The following is a 14,820-nucleotide window of genomic DNA, read 5'->3' as shown; positions in this document are numbered from 1 at the left end:
CACACACGGGGTCCGGGGGCGGGGGTCGATATCGCGCCGTCCCCTTCCTGTTTGACGGAGGCCGCCTCACACCAGGTCCAGGGGCTAACCGTCCGCTCCCGGCTTTGACGGAAACCGCCTCACACACGGGGTCCGGGGGCGGGGGTCGATATCGCGCCGTCCCCTTCCTGTTTGACGGAGGCCGCCTCACACCAGGTCCGGAGGCGAACCGTCCGCCCCCTTCTGAACGGAAACCGCCTCACACACGGGGTCCGGGGGCGGGAGCCCCTGGCAAGGGGGTGTGGGGGAGCTTGGCTCCCCCACAGAGCGCGGCCCGAGTCGGGTTCGCGCGCAGCGCGCTGCCTTGCGAGGACCTTGCTGTCGGCGTGGGCATGGAAAACCGCCTGATCTTGTCGGTGGCGGCTGCCATAGTGAGGGAGTGTTCCACACCTCCTCCCTAGTCCCCTGCCATGTCCGTCACCTGCCCGGCGGCGCCATCGAGCTGATGCCGATCGTGCTGCCGATGACCCTCACGGCCGCCCAGCGCCGCAGCCTGGCCGCCGTCCTCCTGGAGGGTCTCGACGACGACACCGCCCCCGCCGGCGCGGACCTCTGCCTGGCCTAGCCCAGCCTGGCCCGGTAGACCTGCCGCGCGCGGTCGTAGAGCGCCACGTGGTCGTCGTACTGGTCCTTGGTCGCGAAGACGCCCGACTCTCGCAGCACCTCCTCCAGCCGGTCCAGCCAGTCCAGGCACCACCGCACGTCCTCGGGCCGCGCCACGCGCGTGCCCGCCACGTTCAGATAGACCGGGCTCGTGTGCGCGTACGCGCCGCTTCCGTGGAAGGCCCGCGGGTGCGGCCCTCCCGTGGCGACCGCGACCACGTACGTGGGCTCGCCCGCGGTCAGCGTGGCCGTGAGGCGGCCGGGCGGCCCCTGGGCCACCACCCCGTCGGCGGTGCGGATCTCCAGGGTCTCGACCTCGGGCCCGACCGAGGTGACGGTGATCTCGACGTGCTCCCCTGGCGCCAGGTCCAGCGTGTCGCCGGGGCCGTGGCCGTTCACGGTGAGGTCGAGCCACGGGCCGGTGGTGGCGAACGTGCGGCCCATGAGGATCGCCTCGGCGAACGACTCGGCGGTGAGCGGGCCGTCCACCCGCGCGTACACCCGCTCCCACCCGGGCGGGCCCGACGAGGTGCCGCGGTGGCAGAACGACAGCACCGCGTCGGTGCCGGCGGTCACCGTCAGCCGGTTGCCGGCCCCGATCAGGCGCCGGTAGACCGCGGCCGTGGCGCTGATCGACGAATGGTTGAGCACGTCCAGCGTGTCGATCAGGCCGAGCGCCGCGTCGGCGACGATCTCCCTGGCCGAGCAGTTGCGCCCGCGCGCCACCGCCGCCTCCGGCGGGTCGGTGTCGGAGACCGGCAGGTGGAACGGGTGCCCGTAGCCGAGCACCGCGCCCATCTCGTGCAGTTCCTCGCAGGCGACCGCGTTCGGGGGCCAGTCGGCGTCGCCGGAGAAGCCCGTGTGGAAGCGCTCGGGCAGCCCGCGCAGCCCGAAGGCGCCGACGTGGCCGACCAGGTCGTTGCGGTACTCCACGCCGATCCTGGCCAGGTGGCGCCCGTCGGACCACGGCAGGTCGCGGCCCAGCCAGTGTTCGAGCGCCTCCCGGTCGTAGACCCGCGCGCTCGCCACGTTCCCGGCCACCAGGTTGAGCACGTGCAGGTCCTCGCCGTGCTGGGCGGCCGCGGCCAGCTCGGGTGCGGCCGGTTCCTCGCCCATCCAGTTGAGGTGGACGTGCATGTCGCCGCCGTACCAGCCGTGCGCCGCCGCGTCGTACAGCCGCTCGGGGGTCAGCTCGACCAGCGTCTCCCCGCCCGCGGCCGGGGTCAGCGCGACCTCGGACTCGGCGTACTCCATGCCCCTGGTGACCGTCACCGTGATCGGCTCGGCGGGCACGGCCACCACCAGGTCGTCGCCGTGGAAGTACGGTCTGCCGTGCCCGTCGACCTTGGGCGGGGCACCTTCGGGATACCAGCCCTGCCCGCCGGCCGACGTCACGCTCCACCGGCACGGGAACCCGGCGCGCAGCCGCACCGCCGCCGCCTCCGCCCGCCTGGTCAGCGGCGCCAGATCGACCGGCGCCCCGTCGGCGACGACCTCCCGCCGCACGCCGACGATCTTCGCTCCGCGTGGCGGGATCTCGTACGCGTCGCCGTCCACGAGCACCGTGACCGGCTCGTCCCGGCTCGAGTCCAGCAGCAACCACGTACGGCCTGGCTCGTCACCGAGCACCACCCGCGCGCGGGCCTCCAGCGTGACCGCGCCGGGCCGGAGCCGCAGCGCGGGCAGTGAGGTGAGCACTTCGCCGCCGAGCGCGTCGCGGACCACCCGGTCGACGTCCACCTCGCCCATCCGGTCGTCGATCTCGTCCTCGGACGCCCCGGGCAGGCGCTCGGCGAGCTGCCGCATCCCGGTGGCCCAGTAGTCGTGGCTCCGGTCGAGGAAGACGGTGGCCCATGCCTGGACCACGTACGACAGCGGCTCCTCGCCCCAGCACACGCCGTGCTGATCGCGGAGGTCCCGGTAATCGGTCAGCGCGCGGGCGACAGTCTCGGGAAGCAGCGGATCGTCACACATCGGACACTCCTCGAAGTCACCGACATCGTGTCACGAAACGCTGGACCCGTCAGGTACTTACCACCCACCGCCCGACTGCACGGCCGAGACGACCACGGCGAGCCCACTCATCCCGACCATCCCGATGATGACCATAAGGGCGACGATGCGACGGTTCACATGGCGGATGCTACCCGGCGTCCAGGGAGAAGACGGCCAGGCCAGGAGGAGGTGTGCCGGAAATAATGGGACCCGGGCACCGGTTACCTTTTGGTACCCGCTCAAGGAAAGGTACGTCCCATGCCCCTGCCTCTCTCCATTCTCGATCTCGCGTACATCGGCAAGGGAGAGACCGCCGCCGACAGTTTCGCCGCCAGCGTGGAGCTGGCGCGGCGTGCCGAGCAGTGGGGATACCGGCGCATCTGGTATGCCGAGCACCACAACATGCCCTCGATCGCATCCTCGGCCACCAGCGTGCTGATCGCGCACGTGGCCGCGCGGACGAGCACCATCCGTCTCGGCGCCGGCGGCGTCATGCTGCCCAACCACTCCCCGCTGACCATCGCCGAGCAGTACGGCACGCTCGCCACGCTGCACCCCGGCCGGATCGACCTGGGGCTCGGGCGGGCGCCCGGCAGCGACCAGAAGACCATGCGGGCGCTGCGCCGCACGCCCTCCTCGGCGGACAGCTTCCCGCAGGACGTGCTGGAGCTGCAGGGCTACCTGACCGGCGACTCCCGCATCCCGGGCGTGGACGCGACACCGGGCAAGGGCACCGACGTGCCGCTGTACATCCTCGGGTCCTCGCTGTTCGGCGCGCAGCTCGCGGCCATGCTCGGGCTGCCGTACGCGTTCGCCTCGCACTTCGCCCCCGCCGCGCTGGAGGAGGCGGTCGCGCTCTACCGGCGCGAGTTCAAGCCGTCCGCGCAGCTCGCCGAGCCGTACGTGATCGCCGGCGTGAACGTGATCACCGCCGACACCAGGGAGAAGGCGGAGGAGCAGTTCCTGGCCGCCAAGCGCAACCGGGTGAGCCTCCTGCTGGGCCGCGAGCGCGAGTTCACCGCCGAAGAGGCGGACATGATTTTGGAGTCGCCCGCTGGCCAGCAGATCCTCCAGATGACCAAGTACTCGGCCGTCGGCACGCCCGGCGAGGTCAAGGAGTATCTGGGCCGGTTCGCCGAGCATGTCGGGGCCGACGAGCTCATCACGGTGTCGGCGGCCCCCGACCGGGAGGCCTGGCTACGCTCCTTCGAGCTTCTCGCCGAGGTCCAGGGCCTCGTCCCCGCCTGACGGCTCCAGGATCACCAGCGGGATGTCCCGGTCCGTTCTGGACTGGTACGTGTCGTACGTCGGGAACACGGTGGCCATGCCCGGCCACAGCTCCTTCTTCTCCTGCTCGGTGGCGGTGCGGGCGCGGGCGGCGAACCTGTCGGCCCGCACCTGCACGGTGACATCCGGATCAGCGATCAGGTTGAGATACCAGGCGGGGTGCTGCGCGGAGCCGCCGTTGGAGGCGACGAGCAGGTAGCGGTCGCCGTCCTGCCCGTAGATCAGCGCCGTGCGGCGCAGTTGCCCCGACTTCCTGCCCCGGGTCGTGAGCAGCAGCGTGGGCAGCCCCTGGAACAGGTGCCCGCTCTCTCCGTCCGTCTCCACGTAGCGGCGGATGTGCTCGGCCACCCAGCCCGTCGGGCTGTCGATTACCTCGTCCATGCGATCAAGTGTGGAACTTCGACCGGGGTTGAGGTCAAGTCGCCCAGCCCATGACATTCGTCAGGTCTGCGCCCGGAGTCCCCCGGTTAGGGTGATCGGCATGAAGGGCCGGCTCTGGACCTCCGTCTACCTCGCCGTCCTGGTATGGCCGCTCCCCGGCTTCCTGTCCCGCTCGCCGTCCGCCGCCGAGGTGGCGCTCGTGGCAGCGGGGCTGGTCTGCTTCGCCGCGCTCTACCTCCGGGTCGTGTGGACGGCCCTGGACCGCCCGCACGGGAACGCGACCCCGTACACGCTCGTCCTCCTGTACGCGGCCGCGGCCGGACTGGCGCCGGCGCTGGGCGAGCTGTGGGTGTTCGCCGCCTCCTTCTTCCTGATCACGGCGCTGGCCGCAGCCCTGCCCGAGCGGGCCATGCCGGCCGGGGCCGCGCTGACCGTCGGAGGCGTCGCGCTGGCGCTGCCGCTGCTGGGCGCGCCGCTCGCGGACAGCTGGTGGATCCCGCTGCAGGCGGCGGTGTTCGCCGGGGCGATGCGCGCCTTCCTCGCGCTGACCGCCGCGAACCGTGCCCTGTCCCGGGCGAACGCCGAGGTGGAGCGGCTGGCCGTGGACAACGAGCGGCTGCGCTTCGCCCGCGACATGCACGACATCCTCGGCCACAGCCTGGCGGTGATGACGTTGAAGAGCCAGCTCGCGGGCAAACTCCTCACGGCGGACCCTTCACGGGCGGCTGCGGAGATCGGGGACGTCGAGGACCTGTCCCGTCAGGCGCTGTCTGACGTGCGCGACGCGATCGCCGGCTACCGGGAGCTGTCGCTGCCGGACGAACTCGACGGGGCGCGGCGGGCGCTCGCCGCCGCCGGCGTGCCCGTGGAGGTGTCCGCCGAGCCGGTCCCCGCGGAGGTGGAGCCGGTGCTGGCGTGGGTGGTGCGGGAGGGCGCGACGAACGTGGTCCGGCACAGCCGCGCCCGCCGGTGCCGCATCGGGCTGGGGACCGCCGGCGACGAGGCGTACGTCGAGGTCACCGACGACGGCCGCGGCTCCGCCCCCGGCGACGGCGGCACCGGGCTGCGCGGGCTCGCCGAACGGGTCGAGCTCGCGGGCGGCACCCTGCACGGCGGACCGGCCGAGCACGGCGGCTTCCGCCTGCATGCCCGTGTCCCTCTGCCGGCCCGCCCGCCCCGGGAAGACGCCGTTCCCCGGGCCCGGCCGCCTGCGAAAGGAAGCCCATGATCCGCGTCCTGCTCGCCGACGACCAGCATCTCGTACGGGAGGCGCTGGCGGCGTTGCTCGGCCTGGAGCCCGGCATCGAGGTCGCCGGCCAGGTGGGCCGCGGGGACGAGGTGACGGCGGCGGTCGCCGCGACGCGGCCCGACGTCGTCCTGCTCGACATCGAGATGCCGGGCGGCGACGGCCTCACCGTCGCGGCCGGGCTCACCGGCGTACGGGTGATCATCCTGACGACGTTCGGGCGGCCCGGTTACCTGCGGCGCGCCATGGACGCCGGCGTCGCGGGTTACGTGGTCAAGGACGCCAGGGCCGGGGAGCTGGCCGACGCGATCCGCCGGGTGCACGCCGGTGAGCGGGTGTTCGACAGGAAGCTGGCCGCCGCCAGCCTCTCCGAAGGCGCCAACCCCCTCACCGGCCGGGAACGCGACGTGCTGCGCGCCGCCACCGAAGGCGGCACGATCGCCGACATCGCCCGCCGTCTCTACCTGTCGGACGGCACCGTACGCAACTACCTGTCGTCGGCCATCGGCAAGCTCGGCGCCCGCAACCGGGCCGAGGCGGCACGCGCCGCGGAGGCCAAGGGCTGGCTCTGACGAACGTCACTACCGGCCGCCCGCCGCTCTCGCGACGCTGGTGACATGGGGAAACGCATCGCGCCCGCGCTCGGGCTCTTCTTCCTGTCGCCGCTCATCGGCGAGTTCCTGCTGGGCAACCTGCCCGTCACCATGCTGGTCGCGCTGATCACCCTGGCCCCGCTGTACGGGGGCGGCGCGCTGCTCGTCCGCGAGCTGGCCAGGCGCCGGGGCGTGGGCTGGCCGGGCATCGTGCTGCTCGCCGTCGCGTACGGCCTGATCGAGGAAGGGCTGGTCACCCGATCCCTGTTCAACCCCGGCTTCGCGGGGATGGACCTGCGGTCGTACGCCTGGATCCCCGGCGTGGAGGTGAGCGCCTGGTGGACGGTGTTCGTGCTGGGCGTCCACGTGGTGGGCAGCATCTGCGTGCCGATCGCCGTCATGGAGTCGCTGGTGCCCGCCCGGGCCTCGGAGCCGTGGCTGCGCCGGCCGGGCCTGGTGGTGGCGGGGGTGCTGCTCGTCCTGGGGGCGGCGGCCTCGGCGGTGTTCGCGACGGATCCGTACGATCCCGGGTTCGGGCGGCTCGCGGGCGTGGCCCTGCTGGCGGGCCTGCTGGTGTTCCTCGCCCTGCGCCGCCGCTCCCCCGCCACGCCGGGCACCATCCGGTCCGGACGGGGGCCCGGGGGCTGGGCGGTGCTCGCGTTCTCGCTGGCGGCCGGGGCCGCGTTCTGGCTGCCGGTGATGAACGTGGACGCGCTCGGCGCCTGGCTGGTCACGGCCATCCACCTGGCTCTGTACGCCACCGTCTGCCTGCTGGTCGTGCGCTGGTCCGGGCAGCCGGGGTGGGGTGTGTGGCAGCGGTTCGGGCTGGCGGCGGGCGGTGTGCTCACCTATGCGTGGCACGGGTTCCCGCAACCTCCGGCCGTCCCCACCGATCCGATGGCCGACCTCATCGGGAACCTGGTCTTCGCGGTCGCGGCGGTCGCCCTGCTCCTCACCGCCGCCACGAGAATCCGCTCCCACGCCGCGGGCCGCTACGTCGAGCGGGTGGCGTAGTAGCGGCGGGACTTGTCGCGGCTGCCGCACGTCGTCATGCTGCACCAGCGCCGCCGCCGGTTCCTGCTCGTGTCCAGGAACAGCCACACGCATGACGGGCAGGCGCCGAGCCGGTCCAACGGCCCGTGGGTGAGCAGCTCGACCGCCGATTCGGCGACCTCCCACAGCAGCACGCGCACCGTACGGGGATCCTCCCACCGCAGCCGGTAGGTGTCGCCGTCCTCGTCGAGCCGGGCGTGGCCGGATCCCTCGGCGTAGGCGGCCATCAGCGCGGCGAGGTCCTCCCGGGGCGGCTGCCCGCCGTGGGCGAGCGCCCAGAACACCCGGAAGACGGCCTCCCGCAGCTCCCGCGCCTCGGGCAGAGCGTCCGCCAGCCCGGCCGGATCCTCGACGGCCAGGCCGACGGCGCCTGCCCAGGTCAGGGCCTCCTCGGGCGTCGCCAGCCAGTCCCGCTCGGCGACGGGGCGGGCGTTGACGGTGTTGGCGAAGTCCAGACAGAGCGCGTTCCCGACCAGTTCCACTGCGGTCATGCCTCCAGTATCTCACCAATCAATCCCGATTGACAGGTGAGACCGCGCAGTCTTACCGTTCAACCTACTTTGAAAGGTGAGATCTATGCGCATCCTTCCCGCGTCACTCGGCCGGTCGTTCAACGGCCTGTGGTTCGGCACCGGCGCCGCGAACCTCGGTGACGGCATGGCCCTGTTCGCGCTGCCCCTGCTGGCCCTCGCCGTCGGCGCCTCGCCCGGCGGGGTGGCGGCCGTGACGACCGCGCTCACCCTGGCCTGGCCGTTGTTCGGGCTGCACGCGGGCTGGATCGTCGACCGCGTCGACCGGCGCGCCCTCCTCACCGGGGTCAACCTGGCCCGCGCCGCCCTCCTGGCCGGCCTGACCGCCGCCCACCTCGCGGGAGTCCTCTCACTCCCGCTGATCATCGCCGCGGCCGTCCTGCTCGGCGTCGCGGAAACCCTCGTCGACACGGCGCTGACCTCGACCATCCCGCGAGTCGTGCCCCCCACCGCGCGCGGTCGTGCCAACGCCCGCGTCGAAGCCACCATCAACGTCACGAACCAGCTCGCCGGCCCGCCCCTCGCCGGCCTCCTGGCCGCGACCACCCTCGCCCTGGCCACCGGCGCCAGCGCCGTCCTCTACGTCCTGGCGGTCGCGGGCATCCTCGTCATGACGCTCTCCCCCGTACCGGCCGGCGCCGGCACACCCCACCCCGACCGGCCCCGTGACGGCCTGGTCGCGGGCCTGCGCTACCTCTGGCGCCAGCCCGTGGTGCGCACCCTCACCCTCTACACCGCCGTGATGAACGTCGTCTGGGCCGCCGCCACCGCCCTGCTCGTCGTGTACGCGGTCGCCCCGGGCCCGCTCGGGCTCACCACCACCCAGTACGGGCTCCTGCTCACCGCCATGGCGGTCGGCGGCCTGGTCGCGTCGGCCGTGGTGGAACCGCTGCGCCGCCGCTTCGGGGTGACCACCCTGCTCATCGCCGACGCCGCGGGCACCGTGCTCCTGGTCCTGCCCGTCGCCGTGGACGCCCCCGCCTGGGCGGTCGCCGCCGGCGCGGTGGTGGCGGGCGCCGGGTCGAGCATCTGGCGCATCCTCGTGGCCACCATCCGCCAGAACCTCTCCCCGCCCGAGCTGCTGGGCCGGGTGTACGCGGCCTCACGCGTCCTCAGCTGGGGCGTCCTTCCCCCCGGCGCGGCCCTGGCCGGAGTGATAGCGGAGCTGTGGGGGGTGCGCGCGGCGTTCGTCCTCGCCACGGTGCTCGCCCTGGCGGTGATGGCGGCCTTCATCCGCTACGCACTCCGCACCGACCTGTCAGCGGCCGTCGAAGCCCCCGACGAAACCGTCAAGGCCCACTGATGACCGACGAAACCGGTCGCAAGGTGGCGATCGTGATGTTGAGTGTCATTGCGGCACCCGGGGACGGGTCACCATATAGTCGGACGCCGATCGAGCGTGATGGGGTCGTATGGAGATCGAGGGGTCGTTCTGGCGGGCGATCGCGGTCTACCGCGTCGCCTCCCTGGTCTACGCTGCGCTGCTGCTGGCGACCGCCGGCGGTTACCAGCGTCCGCTCGCGGGCTGGCTCGTCCTCGGTGTGATGGCGGTCTGGACGGTGGTCACCACCGTCGCGTACTCCACCGTGAGAAGCCGCAGGCTCCTCACGGTGGACGTCCTCGTCACCCTCGGCTGCCTGCTGGCCTCGCCCTACGTCCAGGGAGCCCAGGCCGGGCAGGCGGGTCTGATGCCGGTCACAGCGACCTGGGTCGGCGCGCCCGTGCTCGCCTGGGCCGTCTACGGCGGGCGGCGGGCGGGCGCGGTCGCGGCCGTCGTCCTGTCGCTCGCCGACCTGTGGCTGCGCGGGCTGCACGAGTTCAACCTCTCCGTCCCGGTCAACGGAGCCGTCCTGCTCATCCTCGCCGGGGCCGTCGTCGGGCACGTGGCGCGGCTGACCAAGCAGGCGGAAGAGCGTCTTCAGCAGGCCGCCGAGCTGGAGGCGGCCAACCGGGAACGCGAGCGGCTGGCCCGCGGGATCCACGACTCGGTCCTCCAGGTCCTGGCGCTGATGCAGCGCCGCGGGCAGGAGATCGGCGGGGAGGCCGCCGAGCTGGGACGGCTCGCCGGAGAGCAGGAAGCGGCGGTACGGGAGCTGATCCGCAGCGGCCCGGCCCCGGCGGCACAGGACAGCGCGGGCCTGGTCGACGTGGGCGCCCGCTTACGCCGGTTCACCACACCGGCGGTCACCGTCTCGGCGCCGGCCACCCCCGTGCCGCTCCCCGCCCGTCAGGCCGACGAGGTGGTCGCCGCCGTCGGCGCGGCGCTCGACAACGTCCGGCGGCACTGCGGCGAGGACGCCAGGGCCTGGGTCTTCGCCGAGCACGACGGCGACACGGTGACCATCACCGTGCGCGACGAGGGCCCCGGCATCCCCGCCGGACGGCTGGAGGAGGCCGAGACGGAGGGCAGGCTCGGCATCGCGCAGTCCATCAAGGGCCGGATCGCCGGCGTCGGCGGCACCGTCGGCTTCACGTCCGTGCCCGGCCAGGGGACCGAGGTCGAATTCGTCATCCCCGTCCACACGTAGACCCGGGTCTACAGTTACGGCATGACCAGCGCACTGCGGGTGATGGTGGTGGACGACCATCCGATGTGGCGGGACGCGGTCGCCCGCGACCTGGAGCACGCCGGATACCAGGTGGTGGCGACCACCGGCGAGGGCCGCCAGGCGCTCCGCGTCGCCGGCGCCGTACGCCCCGAGGTGGTCGTCCTCGACCTGAGGCTGCCCGACCTGCCCGGCGCGGAAGTGGCCAGAGGGCTGGCCGCGTCCGAGCATCCGCCCCGCGTCCTGATGCTGTCGGCGAGCGGCGAGCACGAGGACGTGCTCGAAGCCGTCAAGGCCGGCGCCTCCGGCTACCTGGTCAAGTCGGCGAGCCGGGAGGAGTTCCTCGACGCCGTCAAACGCACGGCCGAAGGGGAGCCGGTCTTCACCCCCGGCCTGGCCGGCCTGGTGCTCGGCGAGTATCGCCGCCTCGCCACCCAGCGACCTTCCGACGACGGCCCCCGCCTCACCGACCGCGAGACCGAGGTGCTCCGCCTGGTCGCCAAGGGCCTGTCGTACAGGCAGATAGCCGAACGGCTCGTCCTCAGCCACCGGACCGTGCAGAACCACGTACAGAACACCTTGAACAAGCTCCAGCTCCACAACCGCGTCGAACTCGTCCGATACGCGATCGAACGCGGACTCGACGGGGCGTAGACCGGCTCAGAGATTGTCGACCTTGAACGGGTCGTGCTCGGAGAGCAGCTTGTCCAGGCGCGCCTGGTCGACCCGGCTGGCCGTGTTCGCCGCCTCCTGCCGATCGCGCACGCACTTGGCCAGACCGAACGCCGACGTCACCGTGTAGAGCACGGCGACCGCCAGGAACGCGCGGACCCAGGGGTTGACCGGCAGGAAGACGATGCCGATCCCCACGCTGCCGAGTGCGACCGCGAAGGAGATGACACATTGCGCGTAGTAAGCGGCCGTCATGGTGGGCTGGACTGGTTTGGTCATGCCACCCAGCGTCCGGCACGGACCGGGCGCCCGCCTGAGTACGCGTACCCAATCCCGCCTGAGTAGCAGGCACTGCCGTGACGATGACGGCCACGTTACGATCGCCTTGGAAGCATTGCCGTAGCGAGGACATATGCCGGTGAGACGATGGACCGCCCTGGCGACCGCCGCACTGATCGCGTCCGTACCGTTCGCCACGAGTCCCGCCGCCGCCCAGGCAGGCGCGCCGGATCCGGCGCGCGCTCTCAAGCGGCAGCTCGTGAACAAGCATGGCGTCCGGATCTCCGAGACCAGCCGCTACTTCTTCGGCGGGAAGTCGACGGTCTCCGGGAACGGGACCCGGATCAAGGGCCGCCTCCGGCTCGCCCCGTCGGGCCCGGCGGCCGCGGACTACACATGGTGGGACCTGCCCTCGGCGAAGACGAAGAAGAAGCCGGAGCTCCACCGCGTGATCCGCGTCGGTGCGGACGTGTACGTCGACGCCGGCCAGTATCCCGGGCCGACCCCTGAGGGCAAGGAGTGGATCCGATACCCCTCGAAGCACAGGGGGAGCATGGGCCGGGACATGGATCGGGACGTGAGCCTACAGCCGATCAGCGTGTACGACCCGTCCACGCTGAAGGCCGTGCTGAAGCGCTCGGCGAGCAAGCCCGTCTCCGGCGGATTCCTCTACTGGGGCGCCATGAGCTACAAGGACCTGCGCACGATCTCCAAGGGCGCCGCCATCAGCTGGACCTCCGGGCGGCCGATCAGCGGGAAGAACAAGGGGAAGATCGCCTGGCGCCTCTGGACCGGGCGTGACGGCCTCCTCAAGCGCCTGACCACCACCGACACCGCAGGGTCGGGGAAGAAGCCGCCGGTCAAGCGGACCGACACGCGCTACACCGGCTGGGGGTCCCGCGTCGTCGTCACCGCCCCGCCCGCCGATGAGGTCATCGACGAGCGTGACCTGCTGGAGTACGTCCGCGAGCAGAACGCGCACATCCCGGAGGACGAGAAGAACTCCTGAAGCGGGCGTGTCACCTGAGCGGGATGGACCGGCCCAGCTCGTCGGCCGGGCGCGAGCCGGAGATGCGCCGTTGCTCCTCGGTGATGGCCACGTCGTTGATGCTGGCCTCCCGCCGCCGCATCAGCCCTTCCGCGTCGAACTCCCAGAGCTCGTTGCCGTAGCTGCGCCACCACTGTCCGTCGGCGTCGTGCCATTCGTACTGGAACCGGACAGCGATCCGATCGTCGGTGAAGGCCCAGAGCTCCTTGCGGAGCACGTAGTCGAGCTCTTTCTCCCACTTACGGGTCAGGAAGGCGATGATCTCGTCCCGGCCGGTGATGAACTCGTCGCGGTTGCGCCAGACCGAGTCGGGAGTGTAGGCGAGGGCCACGCGGCGCGGGTCGCGGGTGTTCCAGGCGTTCTCGGCCGCCTGGACCTTGGCCCGGGCGGTCTCGGCCGTGAAAGGCGGGACGGGTGGCGGGGTCATGCGTACTCCTTGGTGGTCAATGTGCGGTGGCGGAAGAAGCCGGCGCCTCTTCCATTCCTTCCGGGTTGAAGCGGGAGTATTCGCCGAAAGCCCAGCGCTGCCCCATACCGCCGGAAATCTGGACCACCCGCTCGACGGAGAAGTCGACGAGCCGCTTGGCGCCGGGGACCGTCGCGGCCCTGTCAGGGTCCCAGTCGACGCGGGCGCGGCCGGTCAGGTGCAGCGTGTCCCCGTTCTCCCAGTCGAGGAACAGCAGCCCGCAGCGGGGTTCGAGTTCGAGGTTGCCCAACGTCATGTACATGGCGTTGCCCGTGTAGTCGGGCCAGGTCAGCCGCCGGTCTCCGGTCACGGTGACGAAGCCGGGGTTGCCGCCCCGATGCGACGCGTCCGCGCCCTGGCCGGGCGCGTAGGTGCCGATGAAGAACGTGTCGGCGCCGGCGATCCACCGCTGCTGCCCGGCGGTCAGCTCGCCGCCGGCGACCGCGTCCCCCCGTACCGTCTCGTTGGCGTACGTACGAGTCTGGATGTATTTGGGGCAGTTGGAATACACCTGTGCTGTACGCACCAGCAGCCGGTCACCATCTCTGCCGGCTCGCCCGTTGACGCGCATCCGTTTGCGGCTGCCGGGCTCGATCATGAGTATGCCGATGTCCCGCTCGGCGTCGAACAGGCCCGCGAGCGGATCCCCCGCAGCGGGGAGCCGCCCGACGACGAGCGTGCGGTCGTCGGGCGCGGCGACGAACCCGGGCGGACCGGTGATCACGCCGGTCCAGGCCGCGCCGGCGTCGTCGGCGGCCGCGATCACCACCAGCCGCTGCCGGCCGGCGAAGTCCGCGGCCACCAGCGGGACGGTCGCGCCGACGCGGGCCGACCCCCATCTGTCGCGGGTCAGACCGGCGCGGCGCTGCACCGTGTGTTCACCTTGGTGGAGCATGGTCAGTTCCTTCCGCGCGGTATCAGAAGAAACCGCAGGTCGGCGCGCCCTGCGTCGGCGCGGGCGCGGTGTCGGCGCCGGTCGGCGCGTAGATCTCCAGGCGGATGCCGTCCGGGTCGGTGAAGAACACGCCGCCGGAGGAGGCGCCCTCCCCGTGCGGCACCACGCCGTCGTAGACGAGCGGCACGCCGAGGTCGCGCAAAGTGGCCTCGGCAAGGCGCACCGCCTCGATGTCGGGCACCTGGAACGCCAGATGGTGCAGCCCGGGCCGGTCGGCGGCGAAGCCGCCGTCGCTCTGCTGCCACAGCGTCACCATCAGCCCGCCGTCCCGGCCGAGGAACGCGAACCTGCGATCCCCCTCGGCCTGCTCGCCGAGGACGTCGAAGCCGAAGACCTGGCGGTAGAAGGCGATGGAACGGGTGAGATCAGTCACGTTCAGGCCGACGTGCCCGGTCTTCAGGACCGGAGCGTTCATGCTGGACCTCCCATGCAGGCGACCGATCTAACGGCCGCATCAGTCATCATCCATTAGAATGGTTGCGGAGGTTTCTTACGGTGTCAAGCGGAAGAGAGCATTAGAAAGTGGACGTGGCACAGCTCCCCGGCGGCGGTGCTCCCCTTCTCGGCGAGCCACCTCCGCTCGAACTCGCCAACACCGCCTACGCGGTCCGCGGCCGCCTCCAGGACGGACTCCTGACCGTCGAGCACCTGACCGCGTGGCTGCGCGACCTGCGCCCGCGCCTCGCCGTCCCCGTCACGGACGCCGACCTCCAGGACGTGGGCGAAGGCGACCTCCACCTCGCCAGGGAGCTCCGGGACGTCATCCGGGCCCTGGCGGCTGCCGCCGTGGCGGACCACGACCCCGATCCGGACACCGTCACGACCCTCAACCGTCATGCCGGCCTGGCCCCGCGATGGCGGGAGCTGCGCACCGCCCCCGAGCCGCACACGACGGTCCGCAGCACCGGCCGCCCGGTCACGGCGGCCCTCGCCGCCCTGGCCGAGGAGGCCGTCGTCCTCTTCGCCGGGCCGGCCCGCCACGAGGTGCACGCCTGCCACGGCCCCGGCTGCGTGCTCTACTTCCTCCGCGACACCCCCCGGCGCGAATGGTGCTCAGCCGGCTGCGGCAACCGGGCCCGAGCCGCGCGCCACTACGCCAAGAAGAAGACCGCCGAATAGGACCCGTG

17 protein-coding genes are annotated in these 14,820 nt (G+C 72.2%); 10 read left to right on the top strand and 7 right to left on the bottom strand.

All coding sequences use genetic code 11. The features are described from left to right. Positions 1-418 precede the first annotated feature (418 nt). Entirely contained in the window at positions 419-604 is a 186-nt protein-coding gene (locus ACIBF7_RS06350; RefSeq protein ID WP_219545470.1) for a hypothetical protein, read from the top strand. On the opposite strand, the gene ACIBF7_RS06345 is transcribed toward ACIBF7_RS06350, so the two are convergent. Next, a complete protein-coding gene (locus ACIBF7_RS06345) occupies positions 601-2,616 on the bottom strand; it encodes a CehA/McbA family metallohydrolase (protein ID WP_397196582.1) in 2,016 nt (671 codons plus the stop codon). The two genes, ACIBF7_RS06350 and ACIBF7_RS06345, sit on opposite strands and share 4 nt — an antisense overlap. Positions 2,617-2,895: 279 nt before the next feature. Here ACIBF7_RS06345 and ACIBF7_RS06340 point away from each other — a divergent pair, with 279 nt between their 5' ends. Next, positions 2,896-3,885, top strand: a complete 990-nt coding sequence (locus ACIBF7_RS06340) for an LLM class flavin-dependent oxidoreductase (protein WP_148036195.1) — start codon at positions 2,896-2,898, stop codon at positions 3,883-3,885. On the opposite strand, the gene ACIBF7_RS06335 is transcribed toward ACIBF7_RS06340, so the two are convergent. Continuing rightward, the gene (locus tag ACIBF7_RS06335) at positions 3,835-4,305 is read right to left on the bottom strand and encodes a nitroreductase family deazaflavin-dependent oxidoreductase (RefSeq protein WP_187281577.1); all 471 of its coding nucleotides are present in this window, start codon (positions 4,303-4,305) and stop codon (positions 3,835-3,837) included. The two genes, ACIBF7_RS06340 and ACIBF7_RS06335, sit on opposite strands and share 51 nt — an antisense overlap. 100 nt (positions 4,306-4,405) lie before the next feature. Here ACIBF7_RS06335 and ACIBF7_RS06330 point away from each other — a divergent pair, with 100 nt between their 5' ends. Genes ACIBF7_RS06330 through ACIBF7_RS06320 form a run of 3 tightly spaced genes read left to right on the top strand, consistent with a single transcriptional unit; the run spans position 4,406 to position 7,158 of the window. Further along, positions 4,406-5,533: a sensor histidine kinase gene (locus tag ACIBF7_RS06330; RefSeq protein WP_397196581.1), complete on the top strand. Its 1,128-nt coding sequence runs from the start codon at positions 4,406-4,408 to the stop codon at positions 5,531-5,533. Beyond that, positions 5,530-6,123, top strand: coding sequence for a DNA-binding response regulator (locus ACIBF7_RS06325; protein ID WP_397196580.1), 594 nt, complete (start codon positions 5,530-5,532; stop codon positions 6,121-6,123). Before ACIBF7_RS06330 ends, ACIBF7_RS06325 begins: the two co-directional genes overlap by 4 nt. Positions 6,124-6,168: 45 nt before the next feature. After that, positions 6,169-7,158 (top strand): hypothetical protein, encoded by a 990-nt coding sequence (locus tag ACIBF7_RS06320; protein ID WP_397196579.1) that lies wholly within the window; start codon positions 6,169-6,171, stop codon positions 7,156-7,158. Here the strand turns inward: ACIBF7_RS06320 and ACIBF7_RS06315 are convergent. Beyond that, a complete protein-coding gene (locus tag ACIBF7_RS06315; protein ID WP_397196578.1) occupies positions 7,137-7,688 on the bottom strand; it encodes a CGNR zinc finger domain-containing protein in 552 nt (183 codons plus the stop codon). The genes ACIBF7_RS06320 and ACIBF7_RS06315 overlap by 22 nt on opposite strands. 85 nt (positions 7,689-7,773) lie before the next feature. Here ACIBF7_RS06315 and ACIBF7_RS06310 point away from each other — a divergent pair, with 85 nt between their 5' ends. The 3 genes from ACIBF7_RS06310 (at position 7,774) to ACIBF7_RS06300 (ending at position 10,927) form a co-directional block, all read left to right on the top strand. Beyond that, a complete protein-coding gene (locus ACIBF7_RS06310) occupies positions 7,774-9,030 on the top strand; it encodes an MFS transporter (RefSeq protein WP_397196577.1) in 1,257 nt (418 codons plus the stop codon). A 109-nt stretch (positions 9,031-9,139) separates the two neighbouring features. After that, entirely contained in the window at positions 9,140-10,255 is a 1,116-nt protein-coding gene (gene macS, locus ACIBF7_RS06305) for a MacS family sensor histidine kinase (RefSeq protein ID WP_397196576.1), read from the top strand. A 21-nt stretch (positions 10,256-10,276) separates the two neighbouring features. Next, a complete protein-coding gene (locus ACIBF7_RS06300; protein WP_271276667.1) occupies positions 10,277-10,927 on the top strand; it encodes a response regulator transcription factor in 651 nt (216 codons plus the stop codon). A 6-nt stretch (positions 10,928-10,933) separates the two neighbouring features. On the opposite strand, the gene ACIBF7_RS06295 is transcribed toward ACIBF7_RS06300, so the two are convergent. Beyond that, complete coding sequence (locus tag ACIBF7_RS06295) at positions 10,934-11,224, bottom strand: YiaA/YiaB family inner membrane protein (RefSeq protein WP_148036186.1); 291 nt, start codon at positions 11,222-11,224, stop codon at positions 10,934-10,936. Between the two features lie 133 nt (positions 11,225-11,357). On the opposite strand from ACIBF7_RS06295, the gene ACIBF7_RS06290 reads away from it, so the two are divergent. Continuing rightward, on the top strand, positions 11,358-12,233 hold the full coding sequence (locus tag ACIBF7_RS06290) for a hypothetical protein (protein WP_397196575.1): 876 nt from the start codon (positions 11,358-11,360) through the stop codon (positions 12,231-12,233). A gap of 10 nt (positions 12,234-12,243) precedes the next feature. Here ACIBF7_RS06290 and ACIBF7_RS06285 read toward each other — a convergent pair whose 3' ends face one another. From ACIBF7_RS06285 to ACIBF7_RS06275, 3 genes are read right to left on the bottom strand one after another with little or no spacing between them, the layout of a single operon-like run. Continuing rightward, positions 12,244-12,699 (bottom strand): nuclear transport factor 2 family protein, encoded by a 456-nt coding sequence (locus ACIBF7_RS06285; RefSeq protein ID WP_219545459.1) that lies wholly within the window; start codon positions 12,697-12,699, stop codon positions 12,244-12,246. Positions 12,700-12,715: 16 nt separating this feature from the next. Further along, on the bottom strand, positions 12,716-13,633 hold the full coding sequence (locus tag ACIBF7_RS06280; RefSeq protein ID WP_397196574.1) for a pyridoxamine 5'-phosphate oxidase family protein: 918 nt from the start codon (positions 13,631-13,633) through the stop codon (positions 12,716-12,718). A gap of 22 nt (positions 13,634-13,655) precedes the next feature. After that, positions 13,656-14,108: a VOC family protein gene (locus tag ACIBF7_RS06275; RefSeq protein WP_271276664.1), complete on the bottom strand. Its 453-nt coding sequence runs from the start codon at positions 14,106-14,108 to the stop codon at positions 13,656-13,658. Between the two features lie 113 nt (positions 14,109-14,221). Here ACIBF7_RS06275 and ACIBF7_RS06270 point away from each other — a divergent pair, with 113 nt between their 5' ends. Further along, positions 14,222-14,812 (top strand): CGNR zinc finger domain-containing protein, encoded by a 591-nt coding sequence (locus tag ACIBF7_RS06270; RefSeq protein ID WP_271276663.1) that lies wholly within the window; start codon positions 14,222-14,224, stop codon positions 14,810-14,812. Positions 14,813-14,820: the final 8 nt, after the last annotated feature.

Source organism: Nonomuraea sp. NPDC050478 (assembly GCF_044458265.1).
In the GTDB taxonomy this organism is placed as follows: Bacteria; Actinomycetota; Actinomycetes; order Streptosporangiales; family Streptosporangiaceae; genus Nonomuraea; species Nonomuraea ferruginea.
The sequence above is the reverse complement of the archived record's forward strand: the minus strand, read 5'-3'. Positions and strand labels throughout refer to the sequence as shown.